The organism is Streptomyces sp. NPDC057136 (assembly GCF_042670885.1).
Taxonomy (GTDB): Bacteria; Actinomycetota; Actinomycetes; order Streptomycetales; family Streptomycetaceae; genus Streptomyces.
Genome location: NZ_JBHUUV010000001.1, coordinates 275523 through 297475, shown reverse-complemented (window position 1 = coordinate 297475; position 21953 = coordinate 275523). Strand labels below are relative to the sequence as shown.

At 71.3% G+C, this 21953-nt stretch carries 19 protein-coding genes and 1 pseudogene; 12 read left to right on the top strand and 8 right to left on the bottom strand.

The window, feature by feature from the left end:
* Positions 1 to 89: 89 nt before the first annotated feature.
* A complete protein-coding gene (locus ACFT7S_RS01395; protein WP_382725321.1) occupies positions 90 to 1019 on the top strand; it encodes a peptidase in 930 nt (309 codons plus the stop codon).
* Positions 1020 to 1168: 149 nt separating this feature from the next.
* On the opposite strand, the pseudogene ACFT7S_RS01390 reads toward ACFT7S_RS01395, so the two are convergent.
* Positions 1169 to 1267: pseudogene (locus ACFT7S_RS01390) on the bottom strand (TetR/AcrR family transcriptional regulator); the annotation flags it as partial.
* A 65-nt stretch (positions 1268 to 1332) separates the two neighbouring features.
* On the opposite strand from ACFT7S_RS01390, the gene ACFT7S_RS01385 reads away from it, so the two are divergent.
* The gene (locus tag ACFT7S_RS01385) at positions 1333 to 1767 is read left to right on the top strand and encodes a hypothetical protein (RefSeq protein ID WP_382725319.1); all 435 of its coding nucleotides are present in this window, start codon (positions 1333 to 1335) and stop codon (positions 1765 to 1767) included.
* Between the two features lie 364 nt (positions 1768 to 2131).
* On the opposite strand, the gene ACFT7S_RS01380 is transcribed toward ACFT7S_RS01385, so the two are convergent.
* Positions 2132 to 2494: a hypothetical protein gene (locus ACFT7S_RS01380; protein ID WP_382725317.1), complete on the bottom strand. Its 363-nt coding sequence runs from the start codon at positions 2492 to 2494 to the stop codon at positions 2132 to 2134.
* 343 nt (positions 2495 to 2837) lie between these two features.
* Between ACFT7S_RS01380 and ACFT7S_RS01375 the strand changes: the two genes are divergently transcribed.
* The 4 genes from ACFT7S_RS01375 (at position 2838) to ACFT7S_RS01360 (ending at position 6687) form a co-directional block, all read left to right on the top strand.
* Positions 2838 to 3152 (top strand): hypothetical protein, encoded by a 315-nt coding sequence (locus tag ACFT7S_RS01375; RefSeq protein ID WP_382725314.1) that lies wholly within the window; start codon positions 2838 to 2840, stop codon positions 3150 to 3152.
* 249 nt (positions 3153 to 3401) lie between these two features.
* Positions 3402 to 4430, top strand: a complete 1029-nt coding sequence (tdh, locus tag ACFT7S_RS01370; protein WP_382725312.1) for an L-threonine 3-dehydrogenase — start codon at positions 3402 to 3404, stop codon at positions 4428 to 4430.
* Positions 4431 to 4502: 72 nt separating this feature from the next.
* Positions 4503 to 5696: a glycine C-acetyltransferase gene (locus tag ACFT7S_RS01365; protein WP_382725310.1), complete on the top strand. Its 1194-nt coding sequence runs from the start codon at positions 4503 to 4505 to the stop codon at positions 5694 to 5696.
* Positions 5697 to 5757: 61 nt separating this feature from the next.
* The gene (locus ACFT7S_RS01360) at positions 5758 to 6687 is read left to right on the top strand and encodes a LysR family transcriptional regulator (protein ID WP_382725308.1); all 930 of its coding nucleotides are present in this window, start codon (positions 5758 to 5760) and stop codon (positions 6685 to 6687) included.
* 167 nt (positions 6688 to 6854) lie between these two features.
* Here the strand turns inward: ACFT7S_RS01360 and ACFT7S_RS01355 are convergent, their stop codons facing one another.
* Entirely contained in the window at positions 6855 to 9494 is a 2640-nt protein-coding gene (locus ACFT7S_RS01355; RefSeq protein ID WP_382725306.1) for an FtsX-like permease family protein, read from the bottom strand.
* A complete protein-coding gene (locus tag ACFT7S_RS01350; protein ID WP_382725304.1) occupies positions 9491 to 10213 on the bottom strand; it encodes an ABC transporter ATP-binding protein in 723 nt (240 codons plus the stop codon). The genes ACFT7S_RS01355 and ACFT7S_RS01350 overlap by 4 nt, the downstream gene beginning before the upstream one ends.
* A 165-nt stretch (positions 10214 to 10378) precedes the next feature.
* Here ACFT7S_RS01350 and ACFT7S_RS01345 point away from each other — a divergent pair, with 165 nt between their 5' ends.
* Positions 10379 to 11608 (top strand): sensor histidine kinase, encoded by a 1230-nt coding sequence (locus ACFT7S_RS01345; RefSeq protein WP_382725303.1) that lies wholly within the window; start codon positions 10379 to 10381, stop codon positions 11606 to 11608.
* Complete coding sequence (locus tag ACFT7S_RS01340; RefSeq protein WP_382725301.1) at positions 11596 to 12267, top strand: LuxR C-terminal-related transcriptional regulator; 672 nt, start codon at positions 11596 to 11598, stop codon at positions 12265 to 12267. The genes ACFT7S_RS01345 and ACFT7S_RS01340 overlap by 13 nt, the downstream gene beginning before the upstream one ends.
* A gap of 26 nt (positions 12268 to 12293) precedes the next feature.
* Here the strand turns inward: ACFT7S_RS01340 and ACFT7S_RS01335 are convergent, their stop codons facing one another.
* On the bottom strand, positions 12294 to 12686 hold the full coding sequence (locus ACFT7S_RS01335; protein WP_382725299.1) for a VOC family protein: 393 nt from the start codon (positions 12684 to 12686) through the stop codon (positions 12294 to 12296).
* A gap of 89 nt (positions 12687 to 12775) precedes the next feature.
* Here ACFT7S_RS01335 and ACFT7S_RS01330 point away from each other — a divergent pair, with 89 nt between their 5' ends.
* Positions 12776 to 13411: a nucleoside/nucleotide kinase family protein gene (locus ACFT7S_RS01330; protein WP_382725297.1), complete on the top strand. Its 636-nt coding sequence runs from the start codon at positions 12776 to 12778 to the stop codon at positions 13409 to 13411.
* Between the two features lie 85 nt (positions 13412 to 13496).
* Complete coding sequence (locus ACFT7S_RS01325; RefSeq protein ID WP_382725295.1) at positions 13497 to 14627, top strand: aminopeptidase P family protein; 1131 nt, start codon at positions 13497 to 13499, stop codon at positions 14625 to 14627.
* A gap of 48 nt (positions 14628 to 14675) precedes the next feature.
* Here ACFT7S_RS01325 and treZ read toward each other — a convergent pair whose 3' ends face one another.
* The 3 genes from treZ to ACFT7S_RS01310 all read right to left on the bottom strand — a co-directional run bounded on the left by treZ (position 14676) and on the right by ACFT7S_RS01310 (position 18711).
* A complete protein-coding gene (gene treZ, locus ACFT7S_RS01320; protein WP_382725893.1) occupies positions 14676 to 16436 on the bottom strand; it encodes a malto-oligosyltrehalose trehalohydrolase in 1761 nt (586 codons plus the stop codon).
* Between the two features lie 162 nt (positions 16437 to 16598).
* The gene (locus ACFT7S_RS01315) at positions 16599 to 17510 is read right to left on the bottom strand and encodes a GNAT family N-acetyltransferase (RefSeq protein ID WP_382725293.1); all 912 of its coding nucleotides are present in this window, start codon (positions 17508 to 17510) and stop codon (positions 16599 to 16601) included.
* A 247-nt stretch (positions 17511 to 17757) separates the two neighbouring features.
* A complete protein-coding gene (locus ACFT7S_RS01310; protein ID WP_382725291.1) occupies positions 17758 to 18711 on the bottom strand; it encodes a GNAT family N-acetyltransferase in 954 nt (317 codons plus the stop codon).
* Between the two features lie 149 nt (positions 18712 to 18860).
* Between ACFT7S_RS01310 and ACFT7S_RS01305 the strand changes: the two genes are divergently transcribed.
* Positions 18861 to 19427 (top strand): FHA domain-containing protein, encoded by a 567-nt coding sequence (locus ACFT7S_RS01305; protein WP_382725289.1) that lies wholly within the window; start codon positions 18861 to 18863, stop codon positions 19425 to 19427.
* A gap of 145 nt (positions 19428 to 19572) precedes the next feature.
* On the top strand, positions 19573 to 21813 hold the full coding sequence (locus ACFT7S_RS01300) for an MMPL family transporter (protein ID WP_382725288.1): 2241 nt from the start codon (positions 19573 to 19575) through the stop codon (positions 21811 to 21813).
* Positions 21814 to 21953: the final 140 nt, after the last annotated feature.

The following is a 21953-nucleotide window of genomic DNA, read 5'->3' as shown; positions in this document are numbered from 1 at the left end:
CCGCGCTCTTCCAGGGTGCGGCCGGCAGTGATGCCGGCGCGACGGGGGATGCACCAGGAGGAAGCAAGGGGCCCGGAGAACCGAAGGGGATGTTCGGCCTACGACTGCTCGACGCGCCAGTCGCCCGGCGCGACGATCCCCGCGCGTACACCTCCATCGTCGATCACCTCAATCCGGGCGCCACCATCGACCGGCGGGTGGAAGTCGGCAACAAGTCCCCGAATCCCCTGCGCGTCAGCCTCTACGCCGCTGCGGCTTCCATCAAGGACCGCACATTCACTTTCGCCGCTGACCGAACCCAGAACGAACTGTCGGAATGGACATCGCTCGACAGCCCCGTGCTCACCCTTCCCCCGGAGAGCAAAAAGACCGCGCGGGTCACCATCCGGGTGCCGCGAATGGCCTCGCGGGGCGAACGGTACGCGGTCATCTGGGCCGAGGTCGCCAGCTCCGGCAAGGGCAACATCAAGCTGGTCAACCGGGTCGGGACCCGGATCTATCTGGATGTCGGTCCTGGTGGTGAACCGCCCTCGGCCTTCCGGATCCAGAACCTCACCCCCGCACGCTCCCGCGAGGGCAAACCGCAGCTCACCGCCCAGGTCCGCAATACAGGGGAACGCGCATTGGAGATGTCCGGCAAGCTCTGGCTGTCCGAGGGCCCGGCGGGTCTGCGGGCCGGTCCGTATCTCGTGACACGGGGCACCACTCTGGCCCCCGGCGATACCGGAGCGGTGAGCGTCTCGTTGAATGACCAACTGCCCAACGGACCCTGGAAAGTGAAGCTGGCTCTGGCCAGCGGCAGGGTCCAGGAGACCGCTACCGCCACCGTCACCTTTCCGTCGGCGGGTATGTGGGGCTCGTCCATCGTCCCCGACATCGCGAACTTCACGCAGTGGCCCCCCATACTGTCCTGGGGACTTGCCGCCGTATCGGCCATCCTGGCCGCCCTCGGCATCCGTCGCCTGAAGCGGCGACTCACACAGCGCGCCGGGACTGACGGGGCGGCTCCGCCGGGCTGACGATCTCGGCGACGAGGCAGAGGCAGCTCGGGCTTACAGCTGCGGCCGGTCCCACGCGGAAGGTCGCCAGATCGGCGACTGTCGCAGCGACAGCCTTCGAATTCCGGCTGAGCCGCTTCCGCCGGATTGTCCGATAAAACCCAGGGCCGTCAGGCCCGCAACCCCCGTACCACCAGATCCACAACCGCTTCGAACTGTCCGTCGATGCCCGGCTGTTGCCAGTCGCGGGCGTAGCAGGGGTCGTGGAAGCGGTTGGTGGCGTCGAAGACGGCGCGGGCCGTGGTTGGGGGTCGGGGGCGGTGAAGGTACCCCGGTGACGCCGTCCTGGACGATGCGGGTGAGCTGGGCGATGAGGTCGGCGATGTGGCAGTCGACGACCGCGCTGGTCCCGCCGATCAAGACCATGTCGGTGGCGAACAGTTGGGTCGCCTGCCTTGTGCCGCTTGGCGGCGAACAGGCCCGAAAGCCAGTCTCGCACGCGGTCCAAGGGCGCCCGGTCCTCGGCGGCGATTCCGGACAGGTCCATGATCTTGGAAGTCCGCGCCTGTCACGTCCCGGGACGCCACTGAGCTGGCAGATCGTCATGAGTCGGACGCCCAGCGACTACGCCGAAGCCCTGCCGGCCGTCCCGCCCCACGCTCCGCTGCCCGTTCCGCTGTCCGGGGCGCTTGCGCGTAGCAGAGTCCCGGACCGCATTCTGTTCCTTTTCGCGAGAAAGGAAAGGCTGGCCGGGTTCTCGGAGATCTGACACCGTTCTGTCGCAGGCGGAACCCGGAACGGCCGTGGGGGTGATCCACATACGGCCGGCAGCGCTATTCGGAAGAGGTGAATTCGCTTCCGCTCGTGGTCGATACCACACGCGTACCGGGGGGAAACGCCGCGTACCGGGAATGGCCTACGTTCCGGTCCGCCAAGCCTGCCACCTGCGGGTTGGGGGACGTACGGGTGGGTGCTCTGGTTGGGCGCCCACACCGAGATCTCAGGAGGAAAGCGTGAAGACTGGCATCCGGAGAAGTGCCGCCGTGGGTATTGCGGCGCTATTCCTGACAGCCACGGGTGCGGCAAGGGCACACCGTCCTGACGACGGACTGATGGTGCTGCGGACGTCGTCGTCAGATGGAGCTGCCGACGAACCCGGCGATGAGGCCGAAACCGACGGGCAGAGCGTAGGCGGCGTTGGCCGCCGGTGTGGTGCGGATGCGTTCGATGAGGGCGGCGGTGACAATCCCGAACGTCGCCGAGAACAGCAGGACGTCGGTGTCGCCGAGTGAGCCCCATCCGTGGGCGGCGAGGGTGACGACGACCATGGTGCCGCCGAACAGTCCGGCAGCCGCTGCCACCTCGTTCACCCGGACCACTGGCCGGTCAAGTGCAGTACGGGACTTCTGTCGCCACGACTGCCGTACGAGCATCGCGACCACGACCACCTCCACCACCGTGGCGATGACGAAGGAGCCCATGAAGAAGGTCCTCATAGCCACACCTCTCTGTGATGTCCAGCCGCACCGGAAGGCGACGAGGCCCCTTGTAAACGCCCCCGAGCTTACGCAGCTTGGAGACGAGGAGGCGCGTCTTGATGAGGCAACAGTTCCTCTCCGGCCCGTCCCCGGCGTACCGGCCCACCTATGATCGAGGCGCTGTCGGCGAGATGGGGGGAGGGGACTCGTGACGTAACACCGGCCGAGGCGCAGGTACGGATACGGATCCCGGTGCTGGTGTCACTGCTGCTGGCGGGCTGCTCCACCGGCGGTGAGGGTGGGGGCCCGGACGCGAGGAGCACCGGCAGGAGCGCGCCGACCACCGAGCACGTCCCGCCGGATGCCACGCCCGGTCCCGGGGCCGGGGGGCCTGGCCCCCGCCTTCCTCAAGGGTGGCGCACGAGCCGGCGAAGGGTGGGTCTTCGCCGAGGCGTACGACGCGGCCGGACTGATCGCACGGGCCGCCGAAGCCACCAGCGCCACCGACGCGGAACGCGGCGGGGTCGCGCAGCGGCTGTTCCTCCTCACCTACCCGGGCATCACCCGGCCCCTGTCCTTCCACCCCACCCACCGGGTGCGGATCGAGCCGGGAATCTTCCTCTACCGGATCGAAGACGGCCGGGCCCGCTTCCTGGGCCCGTACACGACGGTCTGAGCCCGACGGCCGCGGGTGTGCGGACGGCGTGAAGCGGAGCTGCGGTGGCGCTTAAGAAATCCTCGATGGACCTGCGGCGCGGGGTGCGGCAGATTGCTTCCTGACGGCAGAGAGTGGTGCGCGGAGCCGGACGTCCGACGCGCACCGGTGACCTGCCGTATCTCATGTCTTCCCCGGGCCGCAGGCTTTTTTCCCCATGCCCCCGGCTCGGGGTACTCAACGCCGCACCAGGCACAGGGAGCCACAGCCGTGAAGGCACTCGTGAAGCAGAAGGCCGAGCCGGGGCTCTGGCTGATGGACGTGCCGGAACCGGAGATCGGTCCCGGTGACGTACTCATCAAGGTGCTCCGCACCGGCATCTGCGGCACCGATCTGCACATCCGGGCCTACGACGGCTGGGCCCAGCAGGCCGTGCGCACCCCGCTCGTCCTCGGCCACGAATTCGTCGGCGAGGTCGCCGAGCTCGGCTCCGACGTCGTCGACATCAAGGTCGGCGACCTCGTCAGCGGCGAGGGCCACCTCGTCTGCGGCAAGTGCCGCAACTGCCTGGCCGGCCGCCGCCACCTCTGCCGCTCCACCCTCGGGCTCGGCGTCGGCCGGGACGGCGCGTTCGCCGAGTACGTCGCGCTGCCCGCGTCCAACGTCTGGGTGCACCGGGTCCCCGTGGACCTCGACATCGCCGCGATCTTCGACCCGTTCGGTAACGCCGTGCACACCGCACTGTCCTTCCCGCTGGTCGGCGAGGACGTGCTGATCACCGGCGCCGGACCGATCGGCATCATGGCCGCGGCCGTCGCCCGCCACGCAGGTGCCCGCAACGTCATGATCACCGACGTCAGCGAGGCCCGCCTCGAACTGGCCCGCAAGGTCGGTGTCAGCCTCGCGCTCAACGTCGCCGACGAGACCATCGCCGACGGACAGAAGCACCTCGGACTCCGCGAGGGCTTCGACATCGGCCTGGAGATGTCCGGCAGGCCCGAGGCGATGCGCGACATGATCGCGAACATGACGCACGGCGGCCGGATCGCGATGCTCGGACTGCCGGCCGAGGAGTTCGCCGTCGACTGGTCGCGCGTCGTCACCTCGATGATCACCATCAAGGGCATCTACGGCCGCGAGATGTACGAGACCTGGTACGCGATGTCCGTGCTGCTGGAGGGCGGTCTGGACCTCGCCCCCGTGATCACCGGACGATACGGCTACCGCGACTTCGAAGCGGCGTTCGACGACGCGGCGAGTGGTCGCGGTGGCAAGGTCATTCTCGACTGGACCGTCTGAACCACGCGCCTCCGGTCCAGCCACCGACGTATCCAGTGACGTATCCAGCTACCGAGCCGGGAGACACCCCTCATGTTCGACTCCGTACGTGACGACGTGCGCACCACCCTCGACGAGATCAAGGCCGCCGGGCTCCACAAGCCCGAGCGCGTGATCGGCACCCCGCAGTCCGCGACCGTCGCGGTCACCTCCGGCGGACGCCCCGGCGAGGTCCTCAACTTCTGCGCCAACAACTACCTGGGCCTCGCCGACCACCCCGAGGTCGTCTCCGCCGCGCACGCGGCGCTGGACCGCTGGGGCTACGGGCTGGCCTCGGTCCGCTTCATCTGCGGCACGCAGGAAGTCCACAAGGAGCTGGAGCAGCGGCTTTCGTCGTTCCTCGGCCAGGAGGACACGATCCTCTACTCCTCCTGCTTCGACGCCAACGGCGGTGTCTTCGAGACCCTCCTCGGCGCTGAGGACGCGGTCATCTCCGACGCCCTCAACCACGCCTCGATCATCGACGGCATCCGGCTCTCCAAGGCCAAGCGCTTCCGGTACGCCAACCGCGACATGGCCGACCTGGAGCAGCAGCTCAAGGAGGCGTCCGGGGCGCGGCGCCGGCTCATCGTCACCGACGGTGTGTTCTCCATGGACGGTTACGTCGCTCCGCTGCGCGAGATCTGCGACCTGGCCGACCGCTACGACGCCATGGTCATGGTCGACGACTCGCACGCCGTGGGCTTCGTCGGCGCCGGTGGGCGCGGCACCCCCGAGCTGCACGACGTCATGGACCGCGTCGACGTCATCACCGGCACCCTCGGCAAGGCGCTCGGCGGTGCGTCCGGCGGCTACGTCGCCGCCCGCGCCGAGATCGTCGCCCTGCTGCGCCAGCGCTCGCGCCCGTACCTCTTCTCCAACTCGCTCGCGCCCGTCATCGCCGCAGCCTCCCTCAAGGTCATCGACCTGCTGGAGTCCGCGGGCGAGCTGCGCGACCGGCTCAACGCCAACACCGCGCTCTTCCGGACCCGGATGACCGAGGAAGGCTTCGACGTCCTGCCCGGCGACCACGCCATCGCCCCCGTCATGTTCGGGGACGCGGCGAAGGCAGGCCGGATGGCGGAGCTGCTCCTCGAGCGCGGTGTGTACGTGATCGGGTTCTCGTACCCGGTCGTCCCGCAGGGCGCGGCACGTATCCGCGTGCAGCTGTCCGCGGCGCACTCCACGGACGACGTGAACCGTGCCGTGGACGCGTTCGTCGACGCGCGGGCGGCGCTGGCGGAATAGCCGGGCCGTCCGGAAGTTCCCGCCGGACCTGGAACGATCCGGACCTGGGACAATAGATCACATGATCGATGCACGGCGGCTGCGTATTCTGCGTGCGGTGGCGGACCACCGCACGGTGACTGCTGCGGCCGCCGCGCTGTATCTGACCCCCTCCGCGGTGTCCCAGCAGCTCGCCGCCCTTGAGCAGGAGACCGGCCACCGGCTCGTCGAACGCGGGGCGCGCGGGGCGCGGCTCACGGCGGCGGGGGAGATCCTGCTGACCCACACCAACGTGGTGCTGGCCCAGCTGGAACGGGCCGAGGCGGAGCTCGCGGCGTACAGCTCGGGAGTGGCCGGTACGGTGACGGTCGCCGCATTCGCCACCGGTATCGGTCTTGTCCTCGCCCCCGCCATCACGGAGCTGAACCTCACCGCGCCCGGCATCCGGGTCAGGGTTCAGGACGCCGAGGGCGATGCGAGCGTGCCGATGGTGCTGGACCGGCAGGTGGATGTGGCGGTCGCCGTCGAGTACCGGGGCGCGCCGGGGGCTGACGACGAGCGGCTGACCCGTGTGCCGCTGTACTCCGAACCCTTCGACGCGGTGCTGCCGGTAGGGCACCGTCTGGCCGGTCAGGACCAGGTGGCGGTCGCGGACCTCGCGAAGGACCCGTGGATCGGGCCGTATCAGGGGAACCCCTGCCACGACGTGGTGGTCCTCGCCTGCGAGTTCGCCGGTTTCGAACCCCGGCTGGAACACTCGTCGGACGACTTCCGTGCCGTGGTCGCGCTGGCCGGGGCGGGCGCCGGGGTGGCCCTGGTACCCAGGTCCGCGCTGCGTGGGGTGGAACGGACGGGGGTGGTCGTCCGCCCCGTGGAGGGCAGCGCCCCGACCCGCCGAGTCTTCGCGGCGGTCCGCCAGGGTGCGGAGGGGCACCCCTTGATCCGGCCGGTACTGGACGCGTTGGGGGCGGCGGGAGCGAGAGAAGAGGACCTGGCCGCGCGTACGCCGTAGCGCGTTGGCGGGCGGGCCCGGAATCGCCGGGCGGGCCCAAAGATGTCCTCAATCGCCGGACGGGCCTGATTGTGCCCGGCTACGCATGGTGTCCCCGCGAGTGTGCCGAGCGGAACCGTGATGGCCGAGCAGCCACTTCAAGCCCGTCCGGCGATTGAGGACAATCCTCAGCCCGCCCGGCTCTTGAGGGCGAAGCGGCCGCCGGACGACCCCGGCCCGACCGTGCCGATCGTCGCCGCCACCACCACCGCGGCGGCCAGCGCCCCGTACTGTGCCGGCGGCAGATACGGCATCGCGCCCGTCACCGACACCGAGAACGCCACCAGTGGCACCGCCGCGACCAGCGTGCCCACCGCCAGGCCCGCTACCGAGACGAGGCCCGTCTCGACGAGCAGGGTCCGCGAGACCTGCCTCCGCCCCGCCCCCACCATCCGCAGCAGCCGGAACTCGCCGCGCCGGCCCACCGTGATGAGAGCCAGCGTGCTGACCACCGCCAGCAGCGAGAAGCCGCCGATCACCCCGACCCCGATGATGATCAGGGCGTCGTCCTGCTCCGACGTGGCCGGACTGATCCGGACGTCGTCGGCCGTCGCCGCACGGACCTGCACCCCGCTGTACGGAGCCAGTGCCTCCCGGACCGCCGCAGAGACACCCGCACCCGCTTCCGCACCCGAAGGCCCCTGTGTCCCGACCAGAATCCGCTCGTCCCGCGCCGCTGACACATGCGCCGCCAGCCCCTCGCGCGGAAGCATGAACTCACCCAGCCCCAGGGCCCGTTCGTACAGCGCGACCACCCGCAGCGACACCCCAGTACCGTCGCCGAGGCGCAGCTTCACCACGTCGCCCGTGCCCACGCCCAGGCTCTCCGCCCGGTCCGCGCCGACCGCGACCGTGCCCTTCCCCGTCAGTTTCGTGAGTGTGCCCGCGGTGACCCGCGGATCAAGCGTGGAGGACAGCTCGGATGCCGTCACTCCCAGCACGGGCAGCCGGTCCAGCATCGGTTCGCCGACCTCGCGGTGGGCGAGTACGACGCTGGAGCGCAGCACACCCGTCGCACCCGTCACCCCCGGCACTGCACGTACGGCGTCCGCCGCCCCGGCCGGCAGCCCGGCCGCAGGACCCGTCACCACCAGGTCCGCCCGCAGCGCCGCAGCCGCCTCGCGGTCGGCCGACCGCTGCATCGTCTCCGCGGCCGCCAGCTGTACGCAGACGAACGCGACCACCAGGACGATCGGCGTGATCGCCGCACCCAGCCGCCGGTTGTGCGCCCGCGCGGACTTGGCGGCCAGGAATCCGGAGACCCCGCCCGCACCCCGTACCGGCGCTCCGAGCACCCGCATCGCCGCCCGCGCGATCCACGGCCCCAGCAACGCCACCGCGATGATCAGTGAGGTTGCCGCACCGGACGCGGCGACGGCCGCCGCCTGTGGGCCCTGCGAGGTGGCCAGTCCGGCCGAGCTCACGCCCACGACGGCCAGCAGCAGCCCCGCGACCGTACGGAACCGCCCAGGACTGCCCGGCTCCGGCGCACCCGCCGCCCCCAGCGCCGCGGACGGCCGCATCCGGGTGATCCCCCGGGCCGCGAGCATCGCGACCGGCCGCGCCGCCAGCGCGACGAACACCGCCGCAGCCGCGCCCGCCGCGAACGGCAGCCATACCGGCACAGGCAGCGGCAGCGCATCCGTGGTCAGCAGCGACCGCATCAGCAGCCCCAGCGGTACGGAGCCGAACGCACCCAGCACCGCGGCGGCGGCCGCCACCCGGCCGGACTCCCGGCCGATGGCCGACCTCAGCCGCCGGGGCGTGGCGCCCACCGCACGGAGCAGCGCCAGTTCCCCGGACCGCTGGTGGACCGCCTGCGACAGCGTGGAGGCGATCACCAGCAGCGCCACCATCACGACCGTGCCGGCGATCGACCCCAGCAGCGCCAGCAGATCACCGCGCCCGCCGAGCGCGTCGAGATGCTCGGCCTGTCCGCGCTCAGGACCGGTGAGCACATCGACGCCCGTTCCTGCACCCGTACGGTCGGTCACCGCATCGCGCACGGAGTCCCGTACGGATGTGGGGGAGACACCCCGCTCGGCCACGACCCCGATGGCATCGACCGTGCCCGGGTGGCCCGCCAGCGCGGTCAGCTTCCGCTCGGTGAAGAAGACGGCGGGAGCGCCGCTCCGGTGGCCCGTGTCGGCCACACCGCTCACGGTGTACGAGCGGGCGGCCCCGTCCGCCTGGAGCTTCACGGTGTCACCGGGCCCGGTCCCGGCCGGCAGCAACGCCGAGTCGAGGACCACCTCGCCCGAGGTCTGCGGCGCCCGGCCCGCGGCCAGTTCGTACGGGGTCAGCTCGGCGGACGCCCAGGAGCGCCCGACGGCCGTCTCCCCGTCACCGACTGCCACCGGAACCGAGTCGTCCGCGATGGCCTTCGCGACACCGTCCGCCGCCGCCACCTCGGCCAGCACGGAACGGTCCAGACGGACCCGCTCCGAGAGATACGCGCTCGTGGTCTTCGGCTCACTGCCCCACGGCTTCGCCGTGTACGACACCTTCTGGCCGGCCGCCACCACCGCGTCGGCGCCCGCATACCGGTCCACCGGCGGCTGCGCCAGCAGCAACGAACCGATGACCATTGCGAAAGCGCCGAGCAGCGCCACCGCGGCCGCCGTCGCCGCGAACACGGCCGCCCAGGAACGGCGATGGAACTTCAGCGACCGCCGGGCGAGAAACGCCGACGTCCGCCGCGAGCCGCGCCGTTCGGCGACGGGCCCGAGCCGGGGCGGACGGTGCCGCCTGTGTGTGGTCGTGGTCATCGCAGCCGCCCGCCGTCCATGGTCAGCACGGTGTCGGCCCAGCTCGCCGCGACCGGGTCGTGGGTGACCATGACGACCGTACGGCCGTCGATCCGTACCGCGTCCCGCAGCAGACCCAGCACCAGCGTCGCCGACTCCGGGTCCAGCGAGGCGGTCGGCTCGTCGGCGAAGATGACATCGGGCTCCGTCACCAGCGCCCGCGCCACCGCGACCCGCTGCTGCTGCCCGCCCGAGAGCGTCGAGGGACCGTCACCACCGCGCCCCGCAAGCCCCACCCGGGCCAGCAGATCCCGGCCGTAGGCCAGGACATCCGCACCGGCCGGATGGGCGCCCGCCAGCACCAGCGGCAGCACCACGTTCTCCTCGATGCTCAGCGACGGCACCAGATTCAGGGCGTGCGACTGGAAGACGAAGCCGATCCGGTCCCGGCGCAGCCGCGTCAGGGCCGCCTCGGAGAGCGAACCGAGATCGGTGCCCCCGATCCGTACCGTCCCCGAGGTCGGCCGGTCCAGGCCCGCCGCGCACTGGAGGAACGTGCTCTTGCCCGACCCCGAAGGCCCCACCACCGCGGTGAAACTTCCGGCCGGGACCACACAGCTGACCGTGTCGAGCGCCGTCGCCTCCCGGCCGCTGCCGCGCCGTCCGAACCGTCGGCTGACCGACTCCAGACTCAACGCGGCCGCCTGCGCCACCGTGACCGTGTCCACCGTTGCCCTCACCGTTTCCTCCGCCTTCCTCGTACCGTCTGACCTGCTTAAACGGTATGAGGCGGAGGGTTCGCGGGCGAGGGAGCGGGCTCCCGGAACGGGGGTGCAGCCAGCTCCACCACGGCCCGGGGGCGTCCCCCACTCCGGCGGCGGGCCATCCCCCGTAACGTGCACGGCATGCGCTCCACACCCGCTCCGCTGACGGTGGCGATCCGCCGCTCGTGGCAAGCCTCGTGCTACCTGTTCATCGGTCTCCTGCTGGCCCTGTTCGCCCTTGTCGGCACGGCGCTCGTGCTGGCCGTGCTGATGTTCGCCGTCCTGATCATCGGGCTGCCCGCACTGCCCGAAGCGGCCAAACTGCTACGGCGGTTCGCGGAGTCGGAGCGCCGCAGGGCATCCGCCAGGCTGGGCGTCCCGTTCCGGCCGACGCAGTATCTGCCGCTGGACGACGGCGAACTGTCCGAACGGGTCAGGCGGGTCCTCACCGACCCCTCCACCTGGCGCAACGCGCTGTGGCTGCCGCTCCAGGCCGTCTTCGGCGTCGGCCTCGCCTGTCTCGCGATGGTCCTGTGGCCGGTCGGACTGTTCGTGGACGGCATGCTGCTGGTGGCCGTACGTCCCCTCGACCGGCGGACCGTCGACGAGTACGGGACGCTGCTTCCCGAGCGGCGGGGCTGGGTGCTGCGATGGCACCCCGTGCTCGCCGACCTGTCGGCCGGCTGGACCCACGGCCTGCTCGACTCCTCGCCGTCCGCCGAACTGTCCCGGCGCATCGCCCAGTTGACGGAGAGCCGGGCCGGGGCCGTCGCCGCGCACGGCGCCGAACTGCGCCGTATCGAACGGGATCTGCACGACGGCGCCCAGGCCAGGATCGTCGCCCTGTCGATGCGCATCGGACTCGCCAAGCAGCTCCTCGACAGCGACCCCACCGCCGCCAGGGCCCGCCTGGACGAGGCCCAGGACGGTGCGGAGGCGGCGCTCGCCGAACTGCGCCACGTGGTGCGAGGTATCCATCCGCCCGTCCTCACCGACCGCGGACTGGCCGGTGCCGTTCGGGCGTTGGCCGCCGATGTGGCCGTGCCCGTCGAGGCGGACCTGGAGGGGGTCGAGGACGGGCGGCGGCTCCCGGCCGCGATCGAGGCAGCCGCCTACTTCGTGGTCGCCGAGGCGTTCACCAACATCAGCAGACACAGCGGGGCGACAGCGGCGACCGTCCGGATCAGCAGGGGAGCCGGCACCCTGAGCGTGACCATCGGCGACGATGGGCACGGCGGCGCGAACGAACGCGCCGGCAGCGGGCTGGTAGGCATCAGACGGCGGGTTGCCGCACTGGACGGCACCACCCGCATCAGCAGCCCTGCCGGGGGGCCGACCGACATCGAAGTGGAGCTGCCGTGCGGATCGTGATCGCCGAGGACAACGCCCTGTTGAGAGAAGGGCTGATCCTGCTTCTGACCAGCTCGGGACATGAGGTGGTGGCGGACGCCGCGACCGGCCCCGAGGTACTGCCCGCCCTGCTGGAACACCGCCCGGACGTCGCGGTCCTCGACGTACGGCTGCCGCCGAGCTTCCGCGACGAGGGCCTGCGCGCCGCGCTCGCCGCCCGCGCCGACATGCCCGACCTGCCGATTCTGGTCCTCTCGCAGTACGTCGAGGAGACGTACGCCGCCGAACTGCTCGCCCAGGGGGTGCGGGGCATCGGCTATCTGCTGAAGGACCGGGTGGGGCGCGTCGACCAGTTCCTCCAGGCCCTGGAACGGGTGGCGGCCGGTGGTACGGCGCTCGACCCGGAGGTCGTATCGCAGCTGCTGACCCGCAAGTCGTCCGCGCAGCCCCTGAAGAGCCTCACCGCCCGGGAACGGGAAGTGCTGGAGCACATGGCACAGGGCAAGGCCAACGGCACCATCGCCACCGACCTCGTCGTGAGCGAACGGGCGGTGAGCAAACACATCGGCTCGATCTTCGCCAAGCTCGGCCTCGAACCGGAAGACGGCACCGTGCACCGGCGGGTGCTCGCGGTCCTGGCGTATCTGGAGGGACGACCGGGCGTGAAGGGGCCACGCTGAGACGTGACACGGCCCCCGTGGGGGGCTTACGCCGCGGGCTGCAACAGGTCCCAGCGGTTGCCGTGCAAGTCCTCGAAAACCGCCACCGAACCGTAGACCTCGTGCCGCGGCTCCTCCAGGAACCGCACGCCGGCGGCCCGCATCCGTGCGTGGTCGCCTTCGAAGTCCTCGGTGTGCAGGAAGAAGCCCACCCGGCCGCCGGTCTGCGCCCCGACGCTCGCCCGCTGCGCCTCGTCCTTCGCACGGGCCAGCAGCAGTCCCGACCCCGCCGTACCGCCGCGCGGACGCACGACCACCCAGCGGGAGCCGTCACCCCGGTCGGTGTCCTCCACCAGCTCGAAGCCCAGGGCGTCGCGGTAGAAGGCGATGGCTTCGTCGTAGTCGGTGACGACCAGGGTTACTAGGGCGATCTGTGACATGTCATACCTCAATGTGACGTGTGACGGTGGTTCGTGAAGTTGTACGTGACACTAACGCTCCCGCCACCCCCGCCAGCACAATGACCGGCATGGACACGAGTGACCTCGCCGCGCTGACGGCCCGCGCCCGACTCCTTGCCGTCCCCGGCCGTCGCCGCATCCTCGGCATCGCCGGCCCGCCGGGCGCCGGCAAGTCCACGCTGGCCGCCCGGCTCGTCGAAGCACTGGGAGGGCTCGCCGTCCTCGTCCCCATGGACGGCTTCCACCTCGCCCGGGCCGAACTGGACCGCCTCGGCCGCGCCGGCCGCAAGGGCGCCCCCGACACCTTCGACGCCGCCGGATACGCGGCCCTCCTGCGAAGGCTGCGCGACACCGGCGAACCAGGCCCCGTCTACGCCCCCGCCTTCGACCGCGCACTGGAGGAACCGATCGCCGGCTCCGTCCCCGTACCGCCCGGCATCCCGCTCGTCGTCACCGAGGGGAACTACCTCCTGTACGACGACGGGCCCTGGGCGCCCGTACGCGGGCTGCTCGACGAGACGTGGTACCTGGACGCCGACCCCGGACTGCGGGTGCGCCGGCTCGTCGACCGGCATGTCCGCTTCGGTAAGTCCCGCCCGCACGCCGAGCGCTGGGTGACCGGGTCCGACGAGCCGAACGCCCGTCTGGTCGAGCGGGGCCGTGCCCGCGCCGACCTCGTCGTACGGCTCGGCCACGCCCACTGACCAGCCGGGATTCCACCCCCGTTCGCACGAGCGTGCTCCGACCGGCAGGATGCTGTGTGCCGTGTCGCGCCGCCAGGAGGTCCGCATGTCCAGCCCGAACCAGCCCGTGCCGTTCACCGCCGACGACTACCGGGAGCGCATGGTCCGCGCCGTCGAGTCCGCCGCCGATGCGGGCCTCGCGGGCCTCCTCGTCGCACCGGGCCCCGACCTCGTCCACCTCACCGGCTACCAGCCGACCGCGATCACCGAACGCCTCACCGTCCTCGTCCTCGCAGCGGGCCAGGACCCGGTCCTCGTCGTCCCGACCCTGGAGGCACCGGACGCCGAGCGGGCCGTCGGAGCCCCGGCGCTCACCCTGCGCGACTGGACCGACGGCAAGGACCCGTACGCCGTCACCGCACCACTGCTCGACGCCGCGGGCCGGTTCGGGATCAGCGACAACGCCTGGGCGATGCATCTCCTCGGGCTCCAGCGGCTCCTCCCCGCCACCTCGTACGCCTCGCTCACCGAGGCCCTGCCCATGCTCCGGGCCGTCAAGGACGCCCATGAACTGGAGCGGCTCACGGCCGCCGGAGCTGCCGCCGACGCCACGTACGACGAGATCCTGAAGGTGCGGTTCTCCGGCCGCAGGGAGACCGACGTGGCCGCCGACCTGTCGGCGCTCCTCAAGCACTTCGGCCACTCCCAGGTCGACTTCACTGTCGTCGGCTCCGGCCCCAACGGCGCCAACCCGCACCACGAGGCGGGCGAGCGCGTCATCGAGCGGGGCGACATGGTGGTGCTCGACTTCGGCGGTCTCAAGCACGGCTACGGCTCCGACACCTCCCGTACGGTCCACGTCGGCGAACCGACCGCCGAGGAGCAGCGGGTGCACGACGTCGTGCGGGAGGCGCAGGAGGCGGGCTGCCGTGCCGTCAGGCCGGGCGTGGCCTGCCAGGAGATCGACCGGGCGGCCCGCGCCGTCATCACCGAATTCGGCTACGGCGATCGGTTCATCCACCGCACCGGGCACGGCATCGGCGTCACTACCCACGAACCGCCGTACATGATCGAGGGCGAGGAGCAGCCGCTGGTGCCGGGCATGTGCTTCTCCGTGGAGCCGGGCATCTACCTCCCGGGCCGCTTCGGGGTCCGCATCGAGGACATCGTGACGGTCACCGAGGACGGCGGCCGCAGGCTCAACACCACCGCGCGCGAAATGGCGATCGTCGAGTAGCCCCAGCCTGACAGAGCCCGACAGAGCCTGACAGAGCCCGATCGCCCGTCAGCCGTCGGCGAGGATCACGCACGACTCCGGCGGCAGATGCAGCAGACCGTCCGCACCGGGTGCCTCTACCGGCTCCCACGCCGCCAGCACCCTGCCCCCGCCGCCGCGGTGCCGGCCACCGCCCAGCGGGATGCTGGCCCGCTTCCCGGAGAGGTTGACCGCGATCCGCAGATCGCCCCTGCGGTACGCCAGCCAGCAGGCGGCCTCGTCGTACGCGGTCTTCACCGTCGCCAGGTCCGGGTCGCGCAGATCGGGCATCGCGCGGCGCAGCGCGATCAGTTCGCGGTACCAGGCGTGCATGCGGGCGTGCGGCTCACGCTCCGGTTCGCTCCAGTCGAGGCAGGAGCGGTCGCGAGTGGCCGGGTCTTGCGGATCGGGAATGTCCTCCTCCGCCCAGCCGTGCACCCCGAACTCGCGCCGTCGGCCGTTGCGCACCGCCTCCGCCAGCTCCGGATCGGTGTGGTCGGTGAAGAACTGCCACGGTGTGCGGGCTCCCCACTCCTCGCCCATGAACAGCATCGGGGTGAAGGGGCCGGTGAGCACCAGGGCCGCCGTGCACGCCTGGAGGCCGGGGGAGAGGGACGCGGCGAGCCGGTCGCCGAGGGCCCGGTTGCCGATCTGGTCATGGGTCTGCGCGTAGCCGACGAAGCGGTGGGCGGCGGTCCGGGTGATGTCGACGGGGCGGCCGTGCGTACGGCCACGGAAGCTGGAGTACGTCCCGTTGTGGAAGAAGGCGCTGGTCACGGTCTTGGCGAGGGCGGCCAGCGGGGCGGCGGCGAAGTCGGCGTAATACCCCTGGGACTCGCCGGTGAGCGCGGTGTGCAGGGAGTGATGGAAGTCGTCGTTCCACTGGGCGTGCAGCCCGAGGCCACCGGCCTCGCGCGGTGTGGTCGTGCGCGGGTCGCAGAGATCGGACTCGGCGATGAGCGAGAGCGGCCGGCCGGTGTCCGCCGCGAGGGTGTCGACGGCCGTGGAGAGCTCCTCCAGGAAGGTGAGAGCCCGGCTGTCGGCGAGGGCGTGGACGGCATCCAGCCGCAGCCCGTCGAGACGGTAGTCGCGCAGCCAGGCGAGCGCGCTCGCCAGCAGATACGCCCGCACCTCGTCGGACCCCGGCGCGTCCAGGTTCACGGCCGTGCCCCACGGGGTGTGGTGCGTGTCGGTGAAGTAGGGGCCGAAGGCCGGCAGGTAGTTGCCGGACGGGCCCAGGTGATTGTGGACCACGTCGAGCAGGACGCCGAGCCCCAGACCGTGCGCCGCGTCGACGAAGCGTTTCAGTCCGGCCGGGCCGCCGTACGGCTCGTGCACGGCCCACAACGACACGCCCTCGTACCCCCACCCGTGGGTCCCGGGGAAGGGGCAGACGGGCATCAGCGACACATGGGTGATGCCCAGCTCGGCGAGGTGCCCGAGCCGTTCGGCGGCGGCGTCGAAGGTCCCCGCCTCGGTGTACGTACCGACGTGCAGTTCGTACAGGACGGCCCCGGGCAGCCCGCGCCCCGCCCACTCGTTGCACCAGACGTACGTGTTCTGGTCGAACACGGCGCTCTCGCCGTCGGGCCCGTCCGGCTGGCGGCGCGAGCGCGGATCGGGGAGCACGGGTCCGCCGTCCACCGAGAAGCCGTAACGGTCCCCGTCGGCGGCCTCCGCCAGGGCGGTCCACCAGCCGGGCCGTGTCGTGTCCCGCTCCATCGGCTGCGTTCCGCCCGCCACCCGGAGCCCGACCGACTCCGCGTCGGGTGCCCACACCTCGAACTGCATGCGCCACTCCTCGTCCGTGAACCGGATGCCCCCCTGATCATTGCCCTGCCGGGTTCCGCTCATACGTAGCAAGGCCGGGCGGCGGAGGAAGGTCCCTCGTGCGGCTGGTACGCGGACCGGGGCGGGCGCGGTCGAAGCGCCCCCGCCCCGGTCCGGCAGGCTCTAGACCAGGTTGATGCGTTCCTGCGTCACGGGGTGGCCGGCCCGGGCGAACGCGGCGGCCATCGGCACGTTCCCCTGGTCCGTCGCCCCCGCGATGAACTCGGCGCCCTCGGCGGCCAGGAAGTGCGTGCACTCCACCAGCAGGTCGTAGCCGTAACCGTGCCCGCGTGCCTCCGGTACGACCCCGATGAAGCCGATGCACGGACCCGAGGGGTTGCGCGCGGGCACATGGATGCCGGCCACCTCGCCGTCCGGCGTGTACGCGAGCTGCCACCAGGCACGCGGCGAGGGGCACCAGTTGAAGAAGTCCAGCTCCTCCTGGGCGGCCGCCTCCAGACCCCCCGGACCCTCGATGGCACGCCGGGCATGCGCGTCCAGCGTGACGGAATGGACGCGGCGCAGTACGTCGAGGATCACCGCGTCGTCGGGTTCGGGGCGGAACGTCAGCCGGCCGGGACGCTCCGGAAGGCCGCAGTCCGGCGTCCACAGATAGCGGAACCGCTCGACGAGCGGCTTCATGCCGGCCGCAGTGGCGGCGGCGATCCGGGCCTCGGCCGCCGCACGGACCGCGGGGACCTCCCGCCAGTTGGCGGGCAGGATCAGCTCGTACTCGGCATGCAACGGGGAACGGCGCAGCAGTTCGGCGCCCGCCTCGTCCTCGCCCTCGGCGAAGTCGAACCAGTTGAGCAGTACGGGCTCGGTGTCGTCGGGCCCCGACCACCAGGCGGCCTTGGCGACGACGGTGTCGTCGCGCAGGGCGATCCAGCTCCACTCGGGGCGGTATTCCCCGCCGTCGGCGACCGTGGCGTAGCGGTGTCCGAAAGCGGCGCGGCCGACGAGGCCGTCATCCTGCAGGGAGTCGAAGAGAGAAGCGTCGCTCTGGGTGAGCGCGCGAATGACCAGATCGGTCATGGAAGTGTCCTCCGGGACGAAGCGTCCGCTCCCGGTCAGACGGAGTCCGACACCGCCCTGCGGACGGGACGGGAGCGCGGGAATGAAGTGGTACGTGTGGTGGTGCCGGTGCTGGTACGCACTCTTCTCGCCTCCTTCCTCGACCGTGGCCGTTGACTTCGCGGCTTACCGTAACCCGACCCGGGCGGGCCGTCCACGGGTTTTCGCAAGCCTCCCGTGAACGGCCCGTCAGCGGGCGACGGACCGGTCAGTCCCAGACCATGTTGAACGCGCGCTCGAAGTTCACGTACCCCAGCCGCTCGAAGGACTTCGCCATCGGGACGTTGCCGAGGTCGGTCGCCGCCCTGATCCGCTCCACGCCCTGCGCCGCCAGTACCCGGGTGCCCTCGGCGAGGATGTCGTCGATGTAGCCCTTGCCGCGGTGCGCGGGCAGCACACCGATGTACGCGATGATCGGGTTGTAGTTGTTGCGCGCGGGAACGACGAATCCGACCGGCTCACCGTCTGGCAGCTCCGCGATCCGCCACCACTCCTGCGGCGTCGTGTAGCCCGTGAGCTCCTCGTCGTAATGCTTCTCGGCCGCCTTGCGGGCACCGATCCCCGTCGCCATGTCCGCCTGGCCGTGGGCGTCGAGCGTGCCCTCCATCACCGGGGTCATCAGCGCGACCAGGTCCTCGCGCCCGGTGACCGGACGGAACACCAGACGGCCCGAGTCCTCGGGAACCGGCGTACCCTCGCGCCATTCCAGGCGCAGCCGCTCGACCAGCATCCGGGCGCCGGTCTGTTCCATGACCCGTATCCGGGCCTCGACGACGTCGCGCGCCGCCGGGTCCTCGCGCCAGTCCGGTGGAATGAACCGGCCGTACTCGGGGCGCTCGGCACCGGCGGGTACGACAGCCGCCGTGGCCGTCTCCAGCAGCCGGACGCCGATCTCGTGACGTTCCTGCGCGGGCAGGGTGTCGTCCAGGTCGAAGAAGTCCAGCGCGAGAGGGGCGCCGCCGTCCTGCGAGGTCCACCACGACACCCGGCCCACGACGCGCTCGCCGTGCAGGGCCACCCACATCCAGTCGGGGCGGCGGCGGCCGGTGGCGAGGTCGTCGGCCAGCTCGTGGTCGAGGACATAGGAAAGGCGGCAGAAGAGACCGAGCTCGTCCGGACCGGTGAGTGGACGGACGGTCAGTTCCTGAGGTGCTACGGGCACAAAGTCTCCTTCGAGGCGAAAAGCCGGCCGCTTCCCTGCGGTCGGCTCGCGGTCGCAGACGTTAGCAAGACCGGAGCCGTGCAGGTCAGCAGCGCGGAAAGAAGAGTTCTTCTGGACACCTCGGCCCCGTCGGACCGACAATCAGGACTGTGACGTCCTCCTTCGAGTTCCACACGTATCCCGCGCGGCTCTCCGACGCCCAGCGCGACCGTGTTCTCGGTGTGCTCAGAGACGGTGCGGCGCAGGGCAAGCTCTCGCACGACACGTTCATGCGACGCATGGAACTGGCCCTCGTCGCCCGTCGCGCCGAGGAACTGGACGCACTCACCTGCGACCTGGAATCCGGCGGGCGCTGGACGCGCGGACTGTTCCGTGCCGTCGGCGGCGTATCGGCCTTCTCCGTACGGCTGCGCAGGGCCTGGACGTCCGAGCGGCTGCCGAAACTCCTGCTGCCCGTGCCCGGCCCGCACCCCCTGCTCATCGGCCGCGACCCGGGGAACGGACTGCGTCTCAGCCACGAGACCGTCTCCCGGATGCACGCCGAACTCACCGCGCACGGCAGCCGGTGGATTCTGCGCGACCTCGGCTCGACGAACGGCACCTGCGTCAACGGGCAGCGGGTCACCGGGTCGGTGCCGGTGCGCGACGGGGACCAGGTGAGCTTCGGACGGATGAGCTTCCGCCTCACCGCACCCGTACTCAAACCGCCGGCCTGACCCGCCGCCTGACGCCCCCTAGGGGGTGTGACCAAGGGTAGGGACAGCCATAGCGGTACTGGGTGGGAAGCCCCAATGACCTCCGCCTCCCCGGGCGGGACGCTGATCAACGGCAGAAACAGGCGTTCAAAGGGGAGGTGCCCGCATGACGGGCAGAAATCCGGGCACGGTTCGCATCGCACGCTGGTGTGCGGTTCATCCATGGCGAGCCGTCGTCGGGTGGCTCGTCTTCATCGTCCTGTGCGTCGGCGCGGGCGCGGCGGTGGGCACCAACAAGGGGACGTTCGAGGACTTCTGGGTCGGCGAGGCGGGACGGGCGGAGCAGCTCGCCTCCGAGAGCGGGCTCACCCCCGCACCCGTCGAGCAGATCCTCATCACCGGGAAGGGCACGGCCCCGGACACCGGCACGGCCGGTTCGGCCGACGCCCGCTCCGCGGCGCAGGACATCGCCGTACGGATGCGGAAGCTGCCCGCCGTCGTGTCGGTCGCCGATCCCCGGCCCGCCAGGGACGGTTCGGCCCTGATGGTCGCTGTCACGCTGCGCGGCGACAAGGAGACCGCCAAGGAGGACGTCGACGCCCTGCTCGTCCGGACGGCCGAGGTCCAGCGGGCCCACGACGGGCTGCGGATCGAGGAGACCGGCAGCGCGTCCATCTCCGTCGGGGTCAACGACAAGCAGGGGAAGGACCTTCAGCGGACCGAGGCCATCAGCCTCCCGGTGACGTTCGTGATCCTCTTCGTGGTCTTCGGCGCCGTGCTCGCCGCCGGAATTCCGGTGCTGCTCGCGCTCTCCGCGTTCGCCGGAGCCGTCGGCCTGTACGGACTCGCGTCCTGGGTCACTCCCGACGCGGGCGGTGCGGCCCTCAGCGTGATCTTCATGATCGGCATGGCCGTCGGGGTCGACTACTCGCTCTTCTATCTCAAGCGGGCCCGCGAGGAGAGGGAACGGTCGGGTGGCACCATCAGCCACGCCGCCGCGATCGAACTGGCCGCGGCGACCTCGGGCCGTGCGGTGGTCGACTCCGGCATCGCGGTCGTGCTGGCGCTCGGCGGTCTCTATCTGATGGACGACGTGATCTTCTCGTCCATCGCCTCCGGCGCGATCCTGGTGACGCTGGTCGCGGTGGCCGGTTCGCTGACCGTGCTGCCCGCGCTGCTCACCAAGCTGGGGCGCCGTCTCGACAGCCGGTCGACCCGGCGCGGCACGGCCACGGACCGGCGGGGACGTCCGGACGTCGGCAGCCGGATGTGGGCGGCGATGCTGCGCCCCGTGATGCGGCGGCCGCTGGCCACCCTGCTGATCGGTACGGCGCTGACGGCCGCGCTCGCCCTGCCCGTACTCGGCATGAAGATGGGCACCGAGGGCAAGGAGACCTTCCCCGACAGCGTCGCGGCGGTCGCCGCCTACGACAGGCTCGTCGAGGCGTACCCGTCCGAAGGCCCCGCGCACCTCGTCGTCGTACACGGCACGGAACCCACGGCCGCGCTGCGGCAGCTCGCCGAACGCGTCATGAGCGAGCCGCTGTTCGCCCACGACCGCGAGCCGCGCCTGACGACCTCCGACGACGGACGCACGGCTCTGCTGCGGCTGCCCGTCCCGTACGCCCAGAATTCCGCGGAGGCCACCCGTTCCCTGGAGCTGCTGCGCACCGAGCTGATTCCCACGACGGTCGGGAAGACGGCGGGTGCGGGCGCCGAGACCGCAGTCAGCGGTGAGATCGCGGGCGGTGTGGACTACGCGGAACACCAGAGCGGCCGGCTGCCATGGGTGATTCTCTTCGTCTCGCTGACGACGCTCGGCATCATGTTCGCCGCGTTCCGGTCCGTGGCACTCGCGGTGCTCGGTGTGCTGCTCAACCTGGCGGCGGTGATGGTGTCCTGGGGCGTGCTGACCCTGGTCTTCCAGGGGACCTGGGCGGACGGGCCGCTCGGATTCGAGTCGCTGGGCTTCGTCGGATCACGCACCCCGCTGCTCGTGTTCGCGATCCTGGTCGGCCTCTCCACCGACTACCAGATCTTCGTGGTGAGCCGGATCAGGGAAGCCGTACGGCGCGGAGTGCCGACCCGGCAGGCCGTCGTCGAAGGGATCGCCGGATCGGCCGGAGTCGTCACCAGTGCCGCCGTGATCATGGTGTCGGTCTTCATCAGCTTCCTCTTCATCGACCGGGTGGAGATGAAGCAGATCGCGGTGGGGCTGTGTGTGGCGGTCCTCTTCGACGCCGTGGTGCTGCGGGCACTGATCCTGCCGTCCGCCCTGGCCCTGCTCGGTGACCGCTGCTGGTGGCCCGACCGGCCGGCGCCGAGGGACGTGACCGACGGCCCGCACGCGGGACGGTCCGGCGGCGGTACGGGGCACGAGGTGGGCGCCGCGGAACGGGGGCGGTAAGGGCGTGACGGAAGCGGCTGCCCGTACGGCAGCCTCTTCCGTCGTCACCCGAATGGCCGTACCTCCACTGCGCCAGGCCCCCGGCAATGGTCGGCTGGGGGCACACGCGTCGGACGGCGACGTACGCACCTCGGGGGGTA

Bases quoted from the DNA above. Each gene is read 5' to 3' on its own strand.
- ACFT7S_RS01315 (WP_382725293.1), bottom strand. From the start codon at position 17,510: ATGACCGATCTGGTCATTCGCGCGCTCACCCAGAGCGACGCTTCTCTC.
- ACFT7S_RS01300 (WP_382725288.1), top strand. From the start codon at position 19,573: ATGACGGGCAGAAATCCGGGCACGGTTCGCATCGCACGCTGGTGTGCG.
- ACFT7S_RS01325 (WP_382725295.1), top strand. From the start codon at position 13,497: ATGTCCAGCCCGAACCAGCCCGTGCCGTTCACCGCCGACGACTACCGG.
- ACFT7S_RS01395 (WP_382725321.1), top strand. From the start codon at position 90: ATGTTCGGCCTACGACTGCTCGACGCGCCAGTCGCCCGGCGCGACGAT.
- ACFT7S_RS01345 (WP_382725303.1), top strand. From the start codon at position 10,379: ATGCGCTCCACACCCGCTCCGCTGACGGTGGCGATCCGCCGCTCGTGG.
- ACFT7S_RS01365 (WP_382725310.1), top strand. From the start codon at position 4,503: ATGTTCGACTCCGTACGTGACGACGTGCGCACCACCCTCGACGAGATC.
- ACFT7S_RS01380 (WP_382725317.1), bottom strand. From the start codon at position 2,494: ATGAGGACCTTCTTCATGGGCTCCTTCGTCATCGCCACGGTGGTGGAG.
- ACFT7S_RS01360 (WP_382725308.1), top strand. From the start codon at position 5,758: ATGATCGATGCACGGCGGCTGCGTATTCTGCGTGCGGTGGCGGACCAC.
- ACFT7S_RS01335 (WP_382725299.1), bottom strand. From the start codon at position 12,686: ATGTCACAGATCGCCCTAGTAACCCTGGTCGTCACCGACTACGACGAA.
- ACFT7S_RS01355 (WP_382725306.1), bottom strand. From the start codon at position 9,494: ATGACCACGACCACACACAGGCGGCACCGTCCGCCCCGGCTCGGGCCC.
- ACFT7S_RS01375 (WP_382725314.1), top strand. From the start codon at position 2,838: ATGCCACGCCCGGTCCCGGGGCCGGGGGGCCTGGCCCCCGCCTTCCTC.
- ACFT7S_RS01330 (WP_382725297.1), top strand. From the start codon at position 12,776: ATGGACACGAGTGACCTCGCCGCGCTGACGGCCCGCGCCCGACTCCTT.
- treZ (WP_382725893.1), bottom strand. From the start codon at position 16,436: ATGCAGTTCGAGGTGTGGGCACCCGACGCGGAGTCGGTCGGGCTCCGG.